The sequence below is a fragment of the Nonomuraea sp. NPDC050310 genome (assembly GCF_040655795.1).
In the GTDB taxonomy this organism is placed as follows: domain Bacteria; phylum Actinomycetota; class Actinomycetes; order Streptosporangiales; family Streptosporangiaceae; genus Nonomuraea.
In genome coordinates this window covers 13,431-27,193 of sequence record NZ_JBFAKP010000006.1, presented here as the reverse complement: position 1 = coordinate 27,193, position 13,763 = coordinate 13,431, and the positions used below count along the sequence as shown (strand labels likewise).

At 72.2% G+C, this 13,763-nt stretch carries 16 protein-coding genes; 5 read left to right on the top strand and 11 right to left on the bottom strand.

Going from position 1 to position 13,763, the window contains the following annotated elements; genetic code table 11:
• Positions 1 to 6: 6 nt before the first annotated feature.
• Positions 7 to 867 (top strand): homocysteine S-methyltransferase, encoded by an 861-nt coding sequence (gene mmuM, locus AB0I67_RS17290; protein ID WP_357924138.1) that lies wholly within the window; start codon positions 7 to 9, stop codon positions 865 to 867.
• Between the two features lies 1 nt (position 868).
• Here the strand turns inward: mmuM and AB0I67_RS17285 are convergent, their stop codons facing one another.
• The gene (locus AB0I67_RS17285; protein ID WP_357924136.1) at positions 869 to 1,582 is read right to left on the bottom strand and encodes a lysophospholipid acyltransferase family protein; all 714 of its coding nucleotides are present in this window, start codon (positions 1,580 to 1,582) and stop codon (positions 869 to 871) included.
• A 154-nt stretch (positions 1,583 to 1,736) separates the two neighbouring features.
• Between AB0I67_RS17285 and AB0I67_RS17280 the strand changes: the two genes are divergently transcribed.
• Both AB0I67_RS17280 and AB0I67_RS17275 read left to right on the top strand, forming a co-directional pair.
• On the top strand, positions 1,737 to 2,495 hold the full coding sequence (locus AB0I67_RS17280; RefSeq protein ID WP_357924134.1) for an alpha/beta fold hydrolase: 759 nt from the start codon (positions 1,737 to 1,739) through the stop codon (positions 2,493 to 2,495).
• A gap of 33 nt (positions 2,496 to 2,528) precedes the next feature.
• Positions 2,529 to 2,990: a hypothetical protein gene (locus tag AB0I67_RS17275; RefSeq protein WP_357924131.1), complete on the top strand. Its 462-nt coding sequence runs from the start codon at positions 2,529 to 2,531 to the stop codon at positions 2,988 to 2,990.
• 41 nt (positions 2,991 to 3,031) lie between these two features.
• On the opposite strand, the gene AB0I67_RS17270 is transcribed toward AB0I67_RS17275, so the two are convergent.
• Positions 3,032 to 4,138 (bottom strand): hypothetical protein, encoded by a 1,107-nt coding sequence (locus AB0I67_RS17270; RefSeq protein ID WP_357924129.1) that lies wholly within the window; start codon positions 4,136 to 4,138, stop codon positions 3,032 to 3,034.
• A 120-nt stretch (positions 4,139 to 4,258) separates the two neighbouring features.
• Here AB0I67_RS17270 and AB0I67_RS17265 point away from each other — a divergent pair, with 120 nt between their 5' ends.
• Complete coding sequence (locus AB0I67_RS17265; RefSeq protein ID WP_357924127.1) at positions 4,259 to 4,681, top strand: hypothetical protein; 423 nt, start codon at positions 4,259 to 4,261, stop codon at positions 4,679 to 4,681.
• On the opposite strand, the gene AB0I67_RS17260 is transcribed toward AB0I67_RS17265, so the two are convergent.
• The 6 genes from AB0I67_RS17260 to AB0I67_RS17235 are packed head-to-tail and all read right to left on the bottom strand — an operon-like array spanning position 4,659 to position 9,100.
• Complete coding sequence (locus tag AB0I67_RS17260; protein ID WP_357924125.1) at positions 4,659 to 5,354, bottom strand: endonuclease/exonuclease/phosphatase family protein; 696 nt, start codon at positions 5,352 to 5,354, stop codon at positions 4,659 to 4,661. The two genes, AB0I67_RS17265 and AB0I67_RS17260, sit on opposite strands and share 23 nt — an antisense overlap.
• 34 nt (positions 5,355 to 5,388) lie before the next feature.
• Complete coding sequence (locus AB0I67_RS17255; protein WP_357924123.1) at positions 5,389 to 6,321, bottom strand: ROK family glucokinase; 933 nt, start codon at positions 6,319 to 6,321, stop codon at positions 5,389 to 5,391.
• A gap of 13 nt (positions 6,322 to 6,334) precedes the next feature.
• Positions 6,335 to 6,733, bottom strand: coding sequence for a DUF5304 family protein (locus tag AB0I67_RS17250; protein ID WP_357924121.1), 399 nt, complete (start codon positions 6,731 to 6,733; stop codon positions 6,335 to 6,337).
• Positions 6,726 to 7,880, bottom strand: a complete 1,155-nt coding sequence (locus tag AB0I67_RS17245) for an ArsA family ATPase (protein ID WP_357924119.1) — start codon at positions 7,878 to 7,880, stop codon at positions 6,726 to 6,728. The genes AB0I67_RS17250 and AB0I67_RS17245 overlap by 8 nt, the downstream gene beginning before the upstream one ends.
• Positions 7,877 to 8,311, bottom strand: a complete 435-nt coding sequence (locus tag AB0I67_RS17240; protein ID WP_357924117.1) for an SRPBCC family protein — start codon at positions 8,309 to 8,311, stop codon at positions 7,877 to 7,879. Before AB0I67_RS17240 ends, AB0I67_RS17245 begins: the two co-directional genes overlap by 4 nt.
• A 21-nt stretch (positions 8,312 to 8,332) precedes the next feature.
• Positions 8,333 to 9,100, bottom strand: coding sequence for a metallophosphoesterase (locus AB0I67_RS17235; protein ID WP_357924115.1), 768 nt, complete (start codon positions 9,098 to 9,100; stop codon positions 8,333 to 8,335).
• Between the two features lie 60 nt (positions 9,101 to 9,160).
• Between AB0I67_RS17235 and AB0I67_RS17230 the strand changes: the two genes are divergently transcribed.
• Complete coding sequence (locus AB0I67_RS17230; protein WP_357924113.1) at positions 9,161 to 10,870, top strand: AMP-dependent synthetase/ligase; 1,710 nt, start codon at positions 9,161 to 9,163, stop codon at positions 10,868 to 10,870.
• Positions 10,871 to 10,882: 12 nt separating this feature from the next.
• On the opposite strand, the gene AB0I67_RS17225 is transcribed toward AB0I67_RS17230, so the two are convergent.
• From AB0I67_RS17225 to AB0I67_RS17215, 3 genes are all read right to left on the bottom strand, one after another.
• A complete protein-coding gene (locus AB0I67_RS17225) occupies positions 10,883 to 11,491 on the bottom strand; it encodes an NAD(P)H-dependent oxidoreductase (protein WP_357924111.1) in 609 nt (202 codons plus the stop codon).
• Between the two features lie 116 nt (positions 11,492 to 11,607).
• Positions 11,608 to 12,168 carry a DUF1062 domain-containing protein gene (locus tag AB0I67_RS17220; protein ID WP_357924109.1) on the bottom strand — a complete coding sequence of 187 codons (561 nt, stop codon included), beginning with the start codon at positions 12,166 to 12,168 and terminating at the stop codon, positions 11,608 to 11,610.
• Positions 12,169 to 12,435: 267 nt separating this feature from the next.
• Positions 12,436 to 13,749 (bottom strand): family 2B encapsulin nanocompartment shell protein, encoded by a 1,314-nt coding sequence (locus AB0I67_RS17215; RefSeq protein ID WP_357924107.1) that lies wholly within the window; start codon positions 13,747 to 13,749, stop codon positions 12,436 to 12,438.
• Positions 13,750 to 13,763: the final 14 nt, after the last annotated feature.

The following is a 13,763-nucleotide window of genomic DNA, read 5'->3' as shown; positions in this document are numbered from 1 at the left end:
GGGGAGATGCGTTCCCTCATCCTCGACGGCGGCCTGGCCACCCATCTCGAAGCGCTCGGCGCCGACCTGAGCGACGAGCTGTGGTCGGCCCGGCTGCTGCTCGAAGACCCGGCGCTCATCCGCCGGGTCCACGCCGACTACTTCGCCGCCGGCGCCGGCGTCGCCACCACCGCCAGCTACCAGGCCTCGCTGCCCGGTTTCGCCGCCCGCGGCCTGTCCGCCGCCGAGGCCGAGCGGCTCATGCGCTCCTCGGTCCGGCTGGCCGCCGAGGCCCGCGACGAGCACGGCGCCGGCCTGGTCGCCGCCTCGGTCGGCCCCTACGGCGCCTACCTGGCCAACGGCGCGGAGTACACCGGCGCCTACGACCTCGACGAGGACGGCCTGCTGGAGTGGCACCGCCCCCGCTGGGAGATCCTCGCCACGTCCGGCGCCGACCTGCTGGCGATCGAGACCATCCCCTCCGTCGCCGAGGGCCGCGCGCTGGCCCGGCTGCTGCGCGAGACGCCCGACGTCGAGGCGTGGGTCGCCTACTCCTGCCGGGACGAGGGCCACCTCAACGACGGCACCCCGATCGAGGAGGCCGCCGCGGTCTTCGCCGACATCCCGCACGTCATGGCGGTCGGCGTCAACTGCACCGCGCCGCGGCACATCCCGGGCCTGGTCGAACGCCTGCGCGGCGGCAAGCCGGTCGTCGTCTACCCCAACTCGGGCGAGACGTGGGACGCGGCCGACCGCCGCTGGCTGGGCCTGGCCGACCCCGTGGAGTACGGCGAGGCCGCCGCGAGCTGGCCGGCCGAGCTGATCGGCGGCTGCTGCCGCACCACCCCCGAGCACATCCGCCAGATCCGCGAGCACCTGGCGGACTGAGTCACTTCCGGGCGGCGGCCGCCTCGGCGCGGGCGGCCCGCTCCATCTCCACCCGGGCGCTGGCGGCGTACTTGTCGACGTACTCCTGCCCGGACAGCTCCATCAGCGCGTACATGATCTCGTCGGTCACCGCGCGCAGCACCAGCCGGTCGTCCTCCATGCCGTAGTAGCGGGAGAAGTCGAGCGGCTTGCCGAAGCGCACCCCCGGCCGGATGCCGAGCTTGGGCAGCGGGTGCCCGGGCGGCATCATCTCGAAGGTGTTGACCATGGCCCACGGGATGACCGGGGCGCGCGACTCCAGCGCCAGCCGGGCCACGCCGGTCTTGCCCTTGTACAGGCGGCCGTCGGGCGAGCGGGTGCCCTCGGGGTAGATGCCCAGGACGTTGCCCTCGCGCAGGATGCGCAGCCCGGTGCGGAGCGCGGCCTCGCTGGCCTTGCCGCCCGAGCGGTCGATCGGGACGGTGCCGACGCCGCTGAAGAACAGCCGGGTGAAGAAGCCCTTGATGCCCTTGCCGGTGAAGTAGTCGGACTTGCCGAGCGAGATGACCTTGCGCTTGAGCTGGAGCGGCCCGAAGAAGTGGTCGGCGAAGGACAGGTGATTGCCGGCCAGGATGGCGGGACCCTCCTGCGGGACGTTCTCCGTCCCTTCGAACCAGGGGCGGAAGACCAGATGGAGAATCGGCGCGAGGATCGCCTTTGCCACCCAGTAGAACACCCGGGCCACCTCCCATGTTGTGCGCGCACCTTGTCGGGGTGCTGAGTCATCTTCGCATCACTTGGCGTGTGCTCCTACACCAGCTCTCGCACAACCGCCCCCAAGCGTGCAACGATCGGGAAATTCGGGATGATTTCCCATCGAGGAGCTTGTTATGCCGCTCATGGCAGGTGCTGAGCCGTACGGGCACGAGGGCGGACCGGTGGGGGTGCTGCTGTGCCACGGCTTCACCGGCACCCCGCAGTCGCTCCGGCCGTGGGGCGAGTACCTGGCCGCGCAGGGGCTGACCGTGTCGCTGCCGCGCCAGCCCGGGCACGGGACGACGTGGCAGGAGATGAGCCGGACCCGCTGGGAGGACTGGTACGCCGAGCTGGAGAAGGCCTTCGAGGTGCTGCGCGGGCGCTGCGCCGAGGTCTTCGTGGCGGGCCTGTCGCTGGGCGGGTGCATGGCGCTGCGGCTGGCGGAGGTGCACGGCGAGGCGGTCAGAGGGCTGGTCGTGGTCAATCCTTCGATAGCCAACGACGTGCCTCTGCTCAAGCTGGCGCCGGTGCTGAGACTCTTCGTCAGGTCGGTGCCCGGCGTGGCCAACGACATCAAGAAGGAGGGGGTGACCGAGCTGGCGTACACGCGCACCCCGGTGAGCGCGGCGGCCTCGCTGCCCCGCCTGTGGTCGCTGGTCCAGGCCGATCTGCACAAGGTCACCCAGCCCCTGCTCGTCTACCACAGCACCGACGACCACGTGGTCAAGCCCACGAGCGTCGCGGTCATCAAGAAGGCCCTGCCCACCGCGACCGTAGAGGAACTGTCGGATAGCTACCATGTTGCGACCCTGGACCACGATGCGGACAAGATCTTTGCCGGGAGCCTCGACTTCATCCGGACACATGCCTCGGTACCCTTGCAGAGGGACTGAACGCACATCGTGCGTCAAGGGGGAAGGCGCGTAGTGACGCCCCAGAGTGACGAGGACGAGGTCTGGCGTCAGATCGTCGCGTCCTTCAACGACACGGCCGAGCGCGACTCGGCGGACCAACCGTGGCCGGACAGCGAGAACGTGCCGCCCGAGCCCGAGCCGGAACGCCGGGTCGTCAAGGCCCCCGAGGTGGTGGCGGAACCGGATCCCGACGAGGAGCCCGAGCCGCCGCACGACCCGGCCGACGAGGACCACTACACCCCGCCGCCGCCTCCCCCGCTGCCGCGGGTGGACGTGGTGACCAAGGTGGCGTGGGTGGCCCTGTTCGGCGGGCCGGCCTACCTGCTGCTGGCGGCCATGCTCGGCTGGGAGATGCACGGCCTGGTCCTGTTCACCGCGGTGGCCGCCTTCATCGGCGGGTTCGTCACGCTGGTGGTGCGCATGGGCGACGGCCCGCCCAACGACTCCGGCTGGGACGACGGCGCGGTCGTCTGACCCCGCCGGAATCAGCCGGGGTCAGGTCGGGATCACAGGCGTCAGGAGATCTTCGGGTCCTTCGGCCCGAAGGTCTCGACCACGCCGGAGTAGCGGTCGGCGGTGTCCACGGCGTGCCCGACCGCCCACACCAGGCCCTTGCCCGGCAGGTAGGCCACCGACTGCAGGCGCACGCTGGAGCGCCCGGCGACGGTGCCGCCGCGGATGATCGTGGTCTCGCCCTTGGCGTGCCGCAGCAGGAACGGCTCGCCGGGCCGGTCGGGGTCGAACCCGGAGACCCAGAAACGCCCGTGCCCGTCACCGGTCACGCCGTACAGCCGCGCGGCGGTGTGCGGCAGCTTCTCCCGCTTCCAGCGCTTGCCGTTCCAGGAGAGCACCAGCGGGTCGATCCGCCCGGAAGGGTGGTAGACGCCGCCCACGGCCAGCGCCCGCTTGGTGCCGTCGGCCCGCACGTCGCGCAGGTAGCCGCCGGGGACCTCCGGCAGCTCCATCGGCTTCCACGACCCGCCCGAGTAGCGCATCACCAGCGGCGAGTGCCCGGTGTCGCCGACCGCGAACGCCCCGGAGACCGAGTAGAGCGAGCCGCGGATCTTGCTCTCCTCGACCCGCCACTCGCTGCGCCCGCTGACGATCAGCGGGTGGCCGCGGCGGCTGCCGACCGCCACCATCTTGCCCGGCCGCGCGTCGATCCCGGCCAGCCGGTCCTGGTTGCCCAGGCCCGGCACCTTGATCCGGTCGAAACCGCCGGGACCGCCTCTGGTGAGGTACGGCAGGCCGTCGTTGCCGTCGCCGACCGCCCAGACCTCGCCGGCCGCGGCCACCGACAGCGCCCGCAGCACGCTCGGGCCCATGGTGTCACGCACCGGCACGTCGCTCCACGCGGTGCCGTTCCACAGGCGCACCGCGCCGCGGTTGTTCCAGACGTCCCAGAGCTGCTGCTGGCCGACCGCCCACACCTGGCCGTCCGGCAGCGCCTGGACGTCGGAGAGCGCACCGTCGGCGTCGAGGCTGACGCTGGTCGAGCGCTCCCACGCTTCCACGGTGCCCGGTTTTGGATCGCCGTGCGCGGCCGGCCCCGAGAACAGGGCGGCGGCCAGAGCGGCCGCGCAGGTTGCCGTCGCACGCCGTCGGAATCGACGACGGGTCATGACCCAGATCGTACTCGGGCGCATACACCTCCCGTCCCCCGGATCGAGGCGACGGACGCTCTCGATTAGGCCACGGCCGAATGGTGGCCCGGTCAAGGACCGCCGCCCGACCCTGGGGCCATGAACGATTTCGCCTTCCTGGAGGGCTCCTGGACCGTCGCCAACCGCAAGAGGTCGGCCGACGGGAGCTGGCACGAGTTCACCGCGCGCGTGCGCGCCGAGCCCCGGTTGGACGGGTGGGTGATGCTGGAGGACTTCGAGGCGGTCTTCCCCGGCGGCCTCCTGGTCAAGGGGCTGGCCGTGATCGCCTACGACCCGGCCACCGACCTGTGGCACCACGCCTGGCTGGACAGCCGGGTCTCGCCCGACTTCACCCCGGTGGTGGGCCGGTTCGAGGGCGGCAGGGGCGAGTTCCACGCGCCGGGGCTGCGCTTCCGCTGGGAGCTCGCCGGTCCGGGGTCCGTGCGCTGGGAACAGGCGGTCAGCGAGGACGACGGGCTGACCTGGGAGACCAACTGGATCATGGAGTACCGGCGGCCGTGAGCTCCGCCACGACCGGCAGGTGGTCGGTGGCGGCGGCCAGGTCCTCGCGCGTGGCCGCGACGCCGCCGCACGAGCGCACGGTCAGGCCGGGCCCGGCGAAGATCGCGTCGATGCGCGAGGCGGGGTTGCGCGCGGTGAAGGTGTGGCCGTCGCCGCTGGGGGCCAGCGGGTAGCAGTCGGCGAACCGGGCGGCCAGGTAGCGCCAGGTCGGCTCGTGCTCCTTCTCGTTGATGTCGCCGCACACCACCGGGATCGCGCCGAACCGGGCCGCGGCCCGCTCCACCAGCGTGACGATCTCGGTGGCGTGGTAGAGCCGCTGGGCCGGGACCAGGTCGAGGTGGATCGAGGCGACGGCCAGCCGTACGCCGTCGAGCTCGACCACGGCCAGCGCCAGGCCGCGGATCTCGCGCGGCAGGAAGATCTTCAGGACGTGCGTCTCCTCGTGCAGGACGCGCACGCCGGGGCGGACGTAGACCGCCAGCCCGCCCAGGCGCCGCCCGGCCGCGATCCGCAGGCCGGTCAGCTCGCCCAGTTCGGCGCGGCGGCGGCGCCACCACAGGAACCGGGGAGCCTCCTGCACGCAGAGGATGTCCGGCGCCATCGCGTGGATGACGCGCACGAGCGCGGGGACGTCGTCGGACATCCCCCGGATGTTGTAGGTGCCGATCCTCACCCGCCCATTGTGGGGCCTGGGGGCGGCGCCGCCGCTACCGCCGCCGCGCCAGGTCGGCCGCGCCGACGAGGCCCGCCGAGGCGCCCAGCTCGGCCAGCCGTACCTCGGCGAAGGGGCGGTGGCCGCGGCCGGTCAGCGTGCGGTGGAAGGTGTCGCGCGCCCGGTCGAGGAAGAGGTCGGCGGCGCGGGAGACGCCGCCGCCGACGATGAAGCAGCCGGGGTCGAGGATGGCGGCCAGGTCGGCCATGCCCTGCCCCAGCCAGTCGGCGAGCTCGGCGAAGGCGGCCAGGCAGGCGTCGTCGCCGCGGCGGGCCGCCTCGGTGACCTCCTCGCCCTCGATGGTGCCGCCGGCCAGCTCCAGCAGCACGCGGGCGCGCTCGGGCTGGGCCGCGGCGATCTCGCGGGCGGTGGCGACCAGGGCGTTGCCGCTGGCGTACTGCTCCCAGCAGCCGAGGTTGCCGCAGCCGCAGAGCCTGCCCTCGGGCACGACCTGCATGTGGCCGAGCTCGGCGCCCATCCCCCACCGGCCGCGGAAGAGCCGGCCGTCGAGGACCAGCCCGCCGCCGATGCCGGTGCCGACGGTGATCGCCACGACGAAGGCCTCGTCGCGGCCGGCGCCGAAGCGGCTCTCCGCCCACGCCATGGCGTTGGCGTCGTTCTCCACGACCACCGGCAGGCCCACCAGGCCGGCGATCTTCTTCTGCAGGGGCTCCTCGCGCCAGGCGAGGTTGGGCGCGAACCGCACGATCGAGCGCGTCTCGTCGACGAAACCGGCCGCGCCGACGCCGACCGCCTCGATCTCACGGCCCGCGGCGAGCTCGCTCACCACGTCGGCGACGGTCTCGGCGACCAGATCCGGCCGGTCGGCCGGGGTGGGCCGCAACGCGCTCGCGAGGACCTTGCCCTCCTCGTCGACCACGCCGGCGGCCACCTTCGTGCCACCGATGTCCACACCGATCGTGAGCATCCCGCGATCCCTTTCACCCCAGGTCAATGTGCTCCACATTCTGCCTGGTCCCGTCGGCCCCGGTGTCGTCGGCGGGCCGTGTGCGCGGCGCGGGCCTGCTCAGGCTGTCGAGGGCCTGCCGGAAGGCGGCGAACAGCTCCCCGCCGGCCGCGGCCAGATGGCCGGCCACGTCGGAACCGGACTCGCGCTGGGCCGCGATCGCCCGGCAGAAGGGACAGGCGCGGCAGACGTACTCGTCGTGGTCGCTGACCGCCTCGCTCCAGACGTCGCGCTCCTGGCGCCCCGGCTTGAAGGAGTTGAGGACGGTCTTGCCGACCTGGCGGGTGGCCCGCCCCTGGATGGCCTCGAAGAGCTTGCGCGCCTCGTCGGTGACGGTCCCGATGGGGTCCCGCTCGTTGCTGCTCTCACTCATGCTCGAACCGTACCTCCAGGACGCCGTCCTGGAGCGCGGCGGCGGCGATCCGCCGCCGGGCCAGCCCGGCGGGCAGGGCGAGAATCCTGCGGTACGGCCCGGCCGTCACGATCAGTTCCTCGCCCTTGCGCGCCAGGTCGACGTCCTCCTTGCTGGCGCCGGGCAGGCTGAGGCGCAGCATGTGCCCCTCGACGGTGAGCGGCGGCTCGACCCCGGGCGGCGCGAACGGGTCGGCCACCCCGGCGTAGAGCGCCTCGCCCACCTCGGCCAGCGTCTCCGGGCCGACCGGCTCGGCGGGCAGGTAGGGCACGACGTGGATGGGCAGCGGGGCGAAGGACTCCTCGGCCTCGGCCAGGAGCCTGGTCTGCGCGGCCACCCACTGGGCCCGCCAGTCGTCGGCGCCCTCGGCCGGGAAGACGCGGTTGGCGACGGCCGCGTCGACGCGGTAGCCGTACAGGTTGAGCGAGGTGAGCGTGCGGCGGGCCTCGGCCAGCACGACCGACTCGGGGGTGAACACCAGCCGGACGGAGGCGCCGGGCCCGGTCAGCAGCTCGCGCACCTCCTTGAGCGCGCGGTGCAGCCGCTCCCCGGCGTTGAGCACGTCGTCGCCGGGCGCGCTGACCCGGGCCATGCTCTTCACGAACGGGCCGGCGACCTTCATGATCCGGCGGCCGACCGGCAGCAGCCTGGTCACGTGCCAGTCGAGCGCCTCGGGCAGGGCCAGCAGGCGCAGCGTCTCGGCGGTGGGCGCGCAGTCCACGACGATGAGGTCCCAGCGGCCGGCCTGGGCCTGCTGGCGCAGCTCCAGCAGGGCGATGACCTCTTCGGCGCCGGGCAGGACGGTGATCTCCTCGGAGGTCATCACGTCGAGGCCCAGCTCGCCGAGCAGGTCGCGCAGGTAGCCCTGCAGCTCGCCCCAGTGCGCCTCCATGGAGGCCTGGGTGTCGACCTGGTGCAGGTGCAGGCCGGGCATCACCTCGACCGGCTCGGGCCCTGGCTCGACGCCGAGGGCGTCGGCCAGCGAGTGCGCGGTGTCGGTCGAGACCACCAGCGTCTTCAGGCCACGGCCCGCGGCCAGCGTGGCGGTCGCGGCGGCGGCGGTCGTCTTGCCGACGCCGCCCTTGCCGGTGAACAGCAGGATCCTCATCGGGCCTCAACGCGCTTCTTCAGGCCCTTGAGCGCGGTGTCGACGATCACCTTCTCCGCCTTGCGCTTGATCATGCCGATCATCGGGACCTTCAGGTCCACCGCGAGTTCGTAGGTCACCTGGGTGCCACTGCCCGTCCCGGTCAGCAGGTAACTCCCGGTCAGGCTGGAGACCATGGTGCCGGACTCGGCGGTGTCCCAGCTCACGCCGGTGTCGTTCCAGTGGTAGCGCAGCGTGTAGGCGTCGCTGATGACCCCGGCGTCCAGCACGAAGCGCACGGTGGCCGCCCGGCCGTCGTCGTAGGTGCTCAGCACCTCGGCCTTCTTCACCTGGCCGGCCCAGTCGGGATAGGCGGGGAAGTCCGAGATGACCGCCATCACACTGGCGGGATCGGCGTCGACGGTGATGCTCGAAGTGGTGCGATCGGCCATGCGACCACCGTACCGGTCAGGTCACCACTCGAGGATGTACGGAACGCCCTTTCCGCGGAAGTGACCGACATTGACGCACTCGGTGCGCCCGATCCGCGTGCGGGCGCACAACGGCTGGTGCACGTGCCCGAAGAGCGCGTAGCGCGGCTGGACCCGCTCGATCAGCCGCAGGATCGCCTCGCTGCCGCGCTCGAAGCGCCGCGCGACGGTGTCGTACAGCAGTTGCGGCACGGCCGGAGGGATGTGCGTGCACAGCACGTCCACCTCGCCGAGCGCCTCGACCTTGGCGGCGAAGCTCTCCTCGTCCAGCTCGTACGGCGTGCGGTAGGGCGTCTTCAGCCCGCCGCCGACGAACCCGAAGACCAGCCCGCCGAGCTCGACCGTCTGCCCGTCGAGCACGGTCTGTCCCGGCCTGAGGTGGTCGGCCCACAGGTTCGGCAGATCGACGTTGCCGTAGGTCAGGTAGGCGGGCGTGGGCATCGCCGTGAACAACGTCTCGTACTGCTGCCGGACGTTGCGCTCGATGTGCTCGCGCGGATCCCCCGGCAGCGTCCGCCACAGCCGCTGCGACATCGCCCGCGCCTCGTCGAACCGCTTGGCCGTGCGCAGCGCGATGAACTCCGCCGCCCGCTCGGCCCCGAACAGGTCGCCGAAGATGCCCTGCGCCGGGTCCTCGTAGTCGATGAACAGGATCAGGTCGCCCAGGCAGACCAGCGCGTCCGCGCCGTCACCCGCCCTGGCCAGCGCCTCGGAGTGACCGTGAACGTCGCTGACGACATGAACCCGCATGGGCGTCATCCTACGGAGCTGCTGCTAGCGTGAGTATCGTCCCTTCTGAGGAGTCTTTCCGTGCGTGAGTTCAGCATCCCTGTGCTGGTGGATGTGCCCGAATCGGCGAATCTGGCCGACACCGTCTTCAGCCGCGCCGAGCAGCAGCCCGACCTCGTGGTCATCCGGCGCCAGGACGGTGACTCGTGGGCCCCCGTGACCGCCCGTGACTTCCGCGACCAGGTCGCCGCCCTCGCCAAGGGCCTCATCGCGGCCGGCGTCGAGCCGGGCGACCGCGTGGCGCTGATGTCGCGCACCCGCTACGAGTGGACGCTCATCGACTACGCGGTCTGGGCGGCCGGTGCGGTCACCGTGCCGATCTACGAGACCTCCTCGGTCGAGCAGGTGCGCTGGATCCTCACCGACAGCGGGGCCAAGGCCGCCTTCGCCGAGCTCGACGGGCACGTCGAGACCATCCGCGAGGCCATGCCCGAGCTCAAGCACCTGTGGCAGGTGACCGACCTGCCGCTCGCCGAGGCGGACGTCCCGGACAGCGAGCTGGAGGCCCGCCGCAGCGCGCCGGTCGGGGCGGACCTGGCGACCATCGTCTACACCTCGGGGACCACCGGCCGGCCCAAGGGCTGCCGCATCACGCACGACAACCTGCTCTTCACCGCGCGCAACGTCGCGTTCGGCCCGCTCGACCCGCTCTTCAACGACCGCTCCGCCTCCGCGCTGCTCTTCCTGCCGCTCGCGCACATCTTCGCCCGCGTCATCCAGGTCGTCTTCGTCGAGACCGGCGCCGTGCTGGCGCACACCCCGAACATGAAGAACGTCGCGCCCGACCTGGCCTCCTTCCAGCCGTCGTTCCTGCTGGGCGTGCCGCGCGTCTTCGAGAAGGTCTACAACGGCGCCGAGCAGAAGGCCACCGCCGACGGCAAGGGCAAGATCTTCGCCAAGGCCGCCGAGGTGGCCATCGCGCACAGCCGCGACGGCAGCCACCGCTTCCTGCACTGGGTCTTCGACAAGCTGGTGTACGGCAAGCTGCGCGCCGCCACCGGCGGCCGGCTCACCGCGGCCGTGTGCGGCGGCTCCGCGCTCGGCGAGCGCCTGGGGCACTTCTTCCGCGGCGTCGGCATCGAGGTCTACGAGGGCTACGGCCTCACCGAGACCACCGCGCCCTGCTCGGTCAACATGCCCGGCGGCAACAAGGTCGGCACCGTCGGCAAGCCCTTCCCCGGCGTCACGCTGCGCATCGCCGAGGACGGCGAGGTGCTGGCCAAGGGCCGGCACATCTTCGACGGCTACTGGAACAACCCGGCCGCCACCGCCGAGGCCGTCGACGCCGAGGGCTGGTACCACACCGGCGACGTCGGCGAGCTCGACTCCGACGGCTACCTGCGGATCACCGGGCGCAAGAAGGAGATCCTGGTCACCGCCGCCGGCAAGAACGTCGCGCCGGCGCCGCTGGAGGACGTCATCCGGGCGCACCCGCTGATCTCCCAGGCCATGGTCGTGGGCGAGAACCGGCCCTTCGTCGGCGCCCTGGTCACCCTCGACCCCGACGCCCTGGCGCAGACCCCGCTCAGCGACGTGGAGATCCACGCCGCCGTGCAGTCGGCGATCGACGCGGCCAACCTGACGGTGTCGCGGGCGGAGCAGATCAAGAAGTTCACCATCCTCGACATCGACCTCACCGAGGAGTCGGGGCACCTCACGCCCACCCTCAAGATCAAGCGCAACCTCGTCCTGCGCGACTTCGCCCCCCAGATCGAGGCCCTCTACTCCTAGGCCCCCAGGGGTTCAGGACGGAGGCGGGCCGATCGGGTTGGCGGCCAGGGCCTTGGCGGCGGCGTGCAGGTTGGCGGCCATGGCCCGGCCGGTCTTGGCCGACCACTCGTGCCCCTCGCCGGTCTCGCTGTAGCTGGGGCCCGGGCCCGGGCCGCGGTTCCAGTACGTCCAGGCCTGGCCGGGGATGGTGTAGCCGATGTCCATGAGCCCGCCGGCGATCTCGGAGATGACGTGGTGGGCGCCGTCCTCGTTGCCGGTGACCACCACGCCGGCGACCCGGTTGTAGGCCACCGGCCGGCCGGCGTCGTCGGTCTCGGAGATCATCGCGTCCATCCGCTCCAGCATCCGCTGCGCCAGCGAGGACGGGTGCCCGACCCAGGTGGGCGTGGCCACGACGAGGATCTCCGAGGCCAGCAGCTTCTCGTGCACGGCAGGCCACTGGTCGGCGCCGTCGCCGAGGTCGGTGACGACGCCGGGCGGGATGACCAGGTCGGCCAGCCGTACCGAGGCCACCTCCACCCCGCGCTCGCCCAGGGCGTCGACGACGACCTGGGCGAGCTGTTCGGTGTTGGACGGCGCAGGGGAGGCTTTCAACGTGCAGTTCAGGACCAGCGCCCGCATGGAACAGCTCCTCAACGATCGAGGTGGCCCGGCTACCCGGTGTAACGGCCACGAGTGGAAGCCTTACCCGCCACCCGCCGATCGAACGCCTCCCCCGCACCCTGACCTGCGGCTGTTCAGTCCGCGGGCAGCACCGTGAAGGTGAACCCGGTGGTGGCCGGCCGGCGGAGCGAGGTCTCGGACTTGACCCGGCGAGCCACCTCGTTCCGGCTGAGGCCGAGTGTCTGGGCGATGAGCCGGTCCGGGCGGATCGGCACGGGGTCCTCCAGCACGACCTCCACCTGGACCGGCCAGCCGGCCTCCACCCAGGGCACAGGGACCAGGAGCCGCCAGGCGCCGGTCCAGTCGAGGGCGAAGCGGTTGCGCCGGGCGAACAGCGGGTCGAGCAGCAGGGCGGCCACCAGGGCCGGGTCGTTGGCGTGGTAGCCGTCGAGGACGGCCGGATCGAGCGTCCGGACCGGCACGCGCTCGTGCACGGCGAGCTTGCGGGTCCGGTCGCAGGACACGCAGTGCACGAGCAGCCACACGTCCAGCAGCTTGCCGTTGGCGTTGACCCGGAAGCGGCCCTCGCCGGTGGTGGCCGTCTCCGCCGGGCAGTCCACGCAGCGCAGCGACAGCAGCGGCAGCCTGGTCCGGCGGACGATCCAGGGCAGCGCGATATGGGGTTGTGAAGACATGATCTCTCAAGACCTGACACGAGGCCGATTGCGCGCGACCTCAAACGCGGAACGACCGGGTGCGCGAGGGCAGCCCGGCGGAGCCGGCGGCTGGGCGGCCGGCTGGGAATGAGCGGTAGGACGTGTCAGGTCAGGCGAGCGGGCGGCGTCACGCGGTGGAGTCCTCTGTCTTCACGGGGTACGGCGGGCGACGCCGCGGAAAGGGCGTCTCCCGGAGTCGCAACGTACGCGAGCGCGGGAGACGCCCTCAACCGGTTTTCCGGCCGCTCAGATCTCCACGTTCTCCAGCACCCCCAGCGCGTCCGGCACCAGCGGGGCCACGGAGTGGTAGGTCGTCACCAGGTAGTGCAGCACGGCCTGGTCGTTCACCCCCATGAACCGCACCGACAGGCCGGGCTCCCACTCGTCGGCCAGCCCGGTCCGGCGCAGCCCGATCACGCCCTGTTTCTCCTCGCCGGTCCGCATGACGATGATCGAGGTGAGCCCCCGCTCGGAGATCGGGATCTTGTCGCAGGGCAGGATCGGCACTCCCCGCCAGGACAGCACGCCGGGCAGGTCGGACACCCCGGGATTGACCCGGAGCCGGTTGCACTGGCGGGAGAAGGCGGCGATGGCCAGCGGGTGGGCGAAGAAGTAGTGCGAGCTGCGCCGCCGGCACAGCAGCTCGTCGAGGTCGTCCGGGGTCGGCGGCCCGGTGCGGGTGTGGATGCGCTGTTTCAGGTCGGCGTTGTGCAGCAGGCCGAAGTCGGGGTTGTTGACCAGCTCCGACTCCTGCGCCTCGCGCAGCGCCTCCACGGTCAGCCGGATCTGCTGCGCGGTCTGGTCCATGGGCTCGTTGTAGAGGTCGGCCACGCGGCTGTGCACCCGCAGCATGGTCTGCGCGACGCTCAGCTCGTACTCGCGGGGCGCGAGGTCGTAGTCGACGTAGGTGCCGGGCAGGACGGGCTCGCCGGAGTGGCCCGCCGCCAGGTCGATGGCGGCCTCGCCGTGCCGGTTGCTGGGCGGGGCGCCGGGCGGGCGGGACAGGTGGTCGCGCAGGTCGGGGTTGCGCGAGAGCGTCTCGTCGAGCGCCTCGCGCGACAGGACGAGGACGGTGCAGCCGGTGAGCGCCTCGCCCGAGGCCGAGGAGGGCAGGTGGTCGCCGCCGGCCAGCACGCCTAGCTGGGTGCGCTTGCCGTACGCTCCGGGACCGAAGACGGCGACCTTGCCGTGCGCGACGAGGACGATCTCGCCACCGGGCACCGGCTGCCCGGGGTCGAGGTCGTGCTGGACGAAACGGGCGGCCAGCGCGTGCAGGCACGCCTGGTCGCCGTCGAAGTCACGGAAGGCGGGCAGCTCGCGCAGTTCCTCCGGGACGAGCCACACCCGGGTGCCCTCGTTGACGAAGGACAGCCGGCCGTCGCCCACGGTGAGGGTGAGCCGCCGGTTGACCCGGAAGGCGCCGCCGGGCACCTCCACCCAGGGCAGGACGCGCAGCAGGTGGCGAGGGGTGATCTCGCGCATCTGCGGCGGCGTCTTGGTGATGGAGGCGAGCTTGCGCGCCGCCGCCGTGCTGAGACTCAACTGGTGCTGTTCGGTCATCCCCCGGCCCCCAA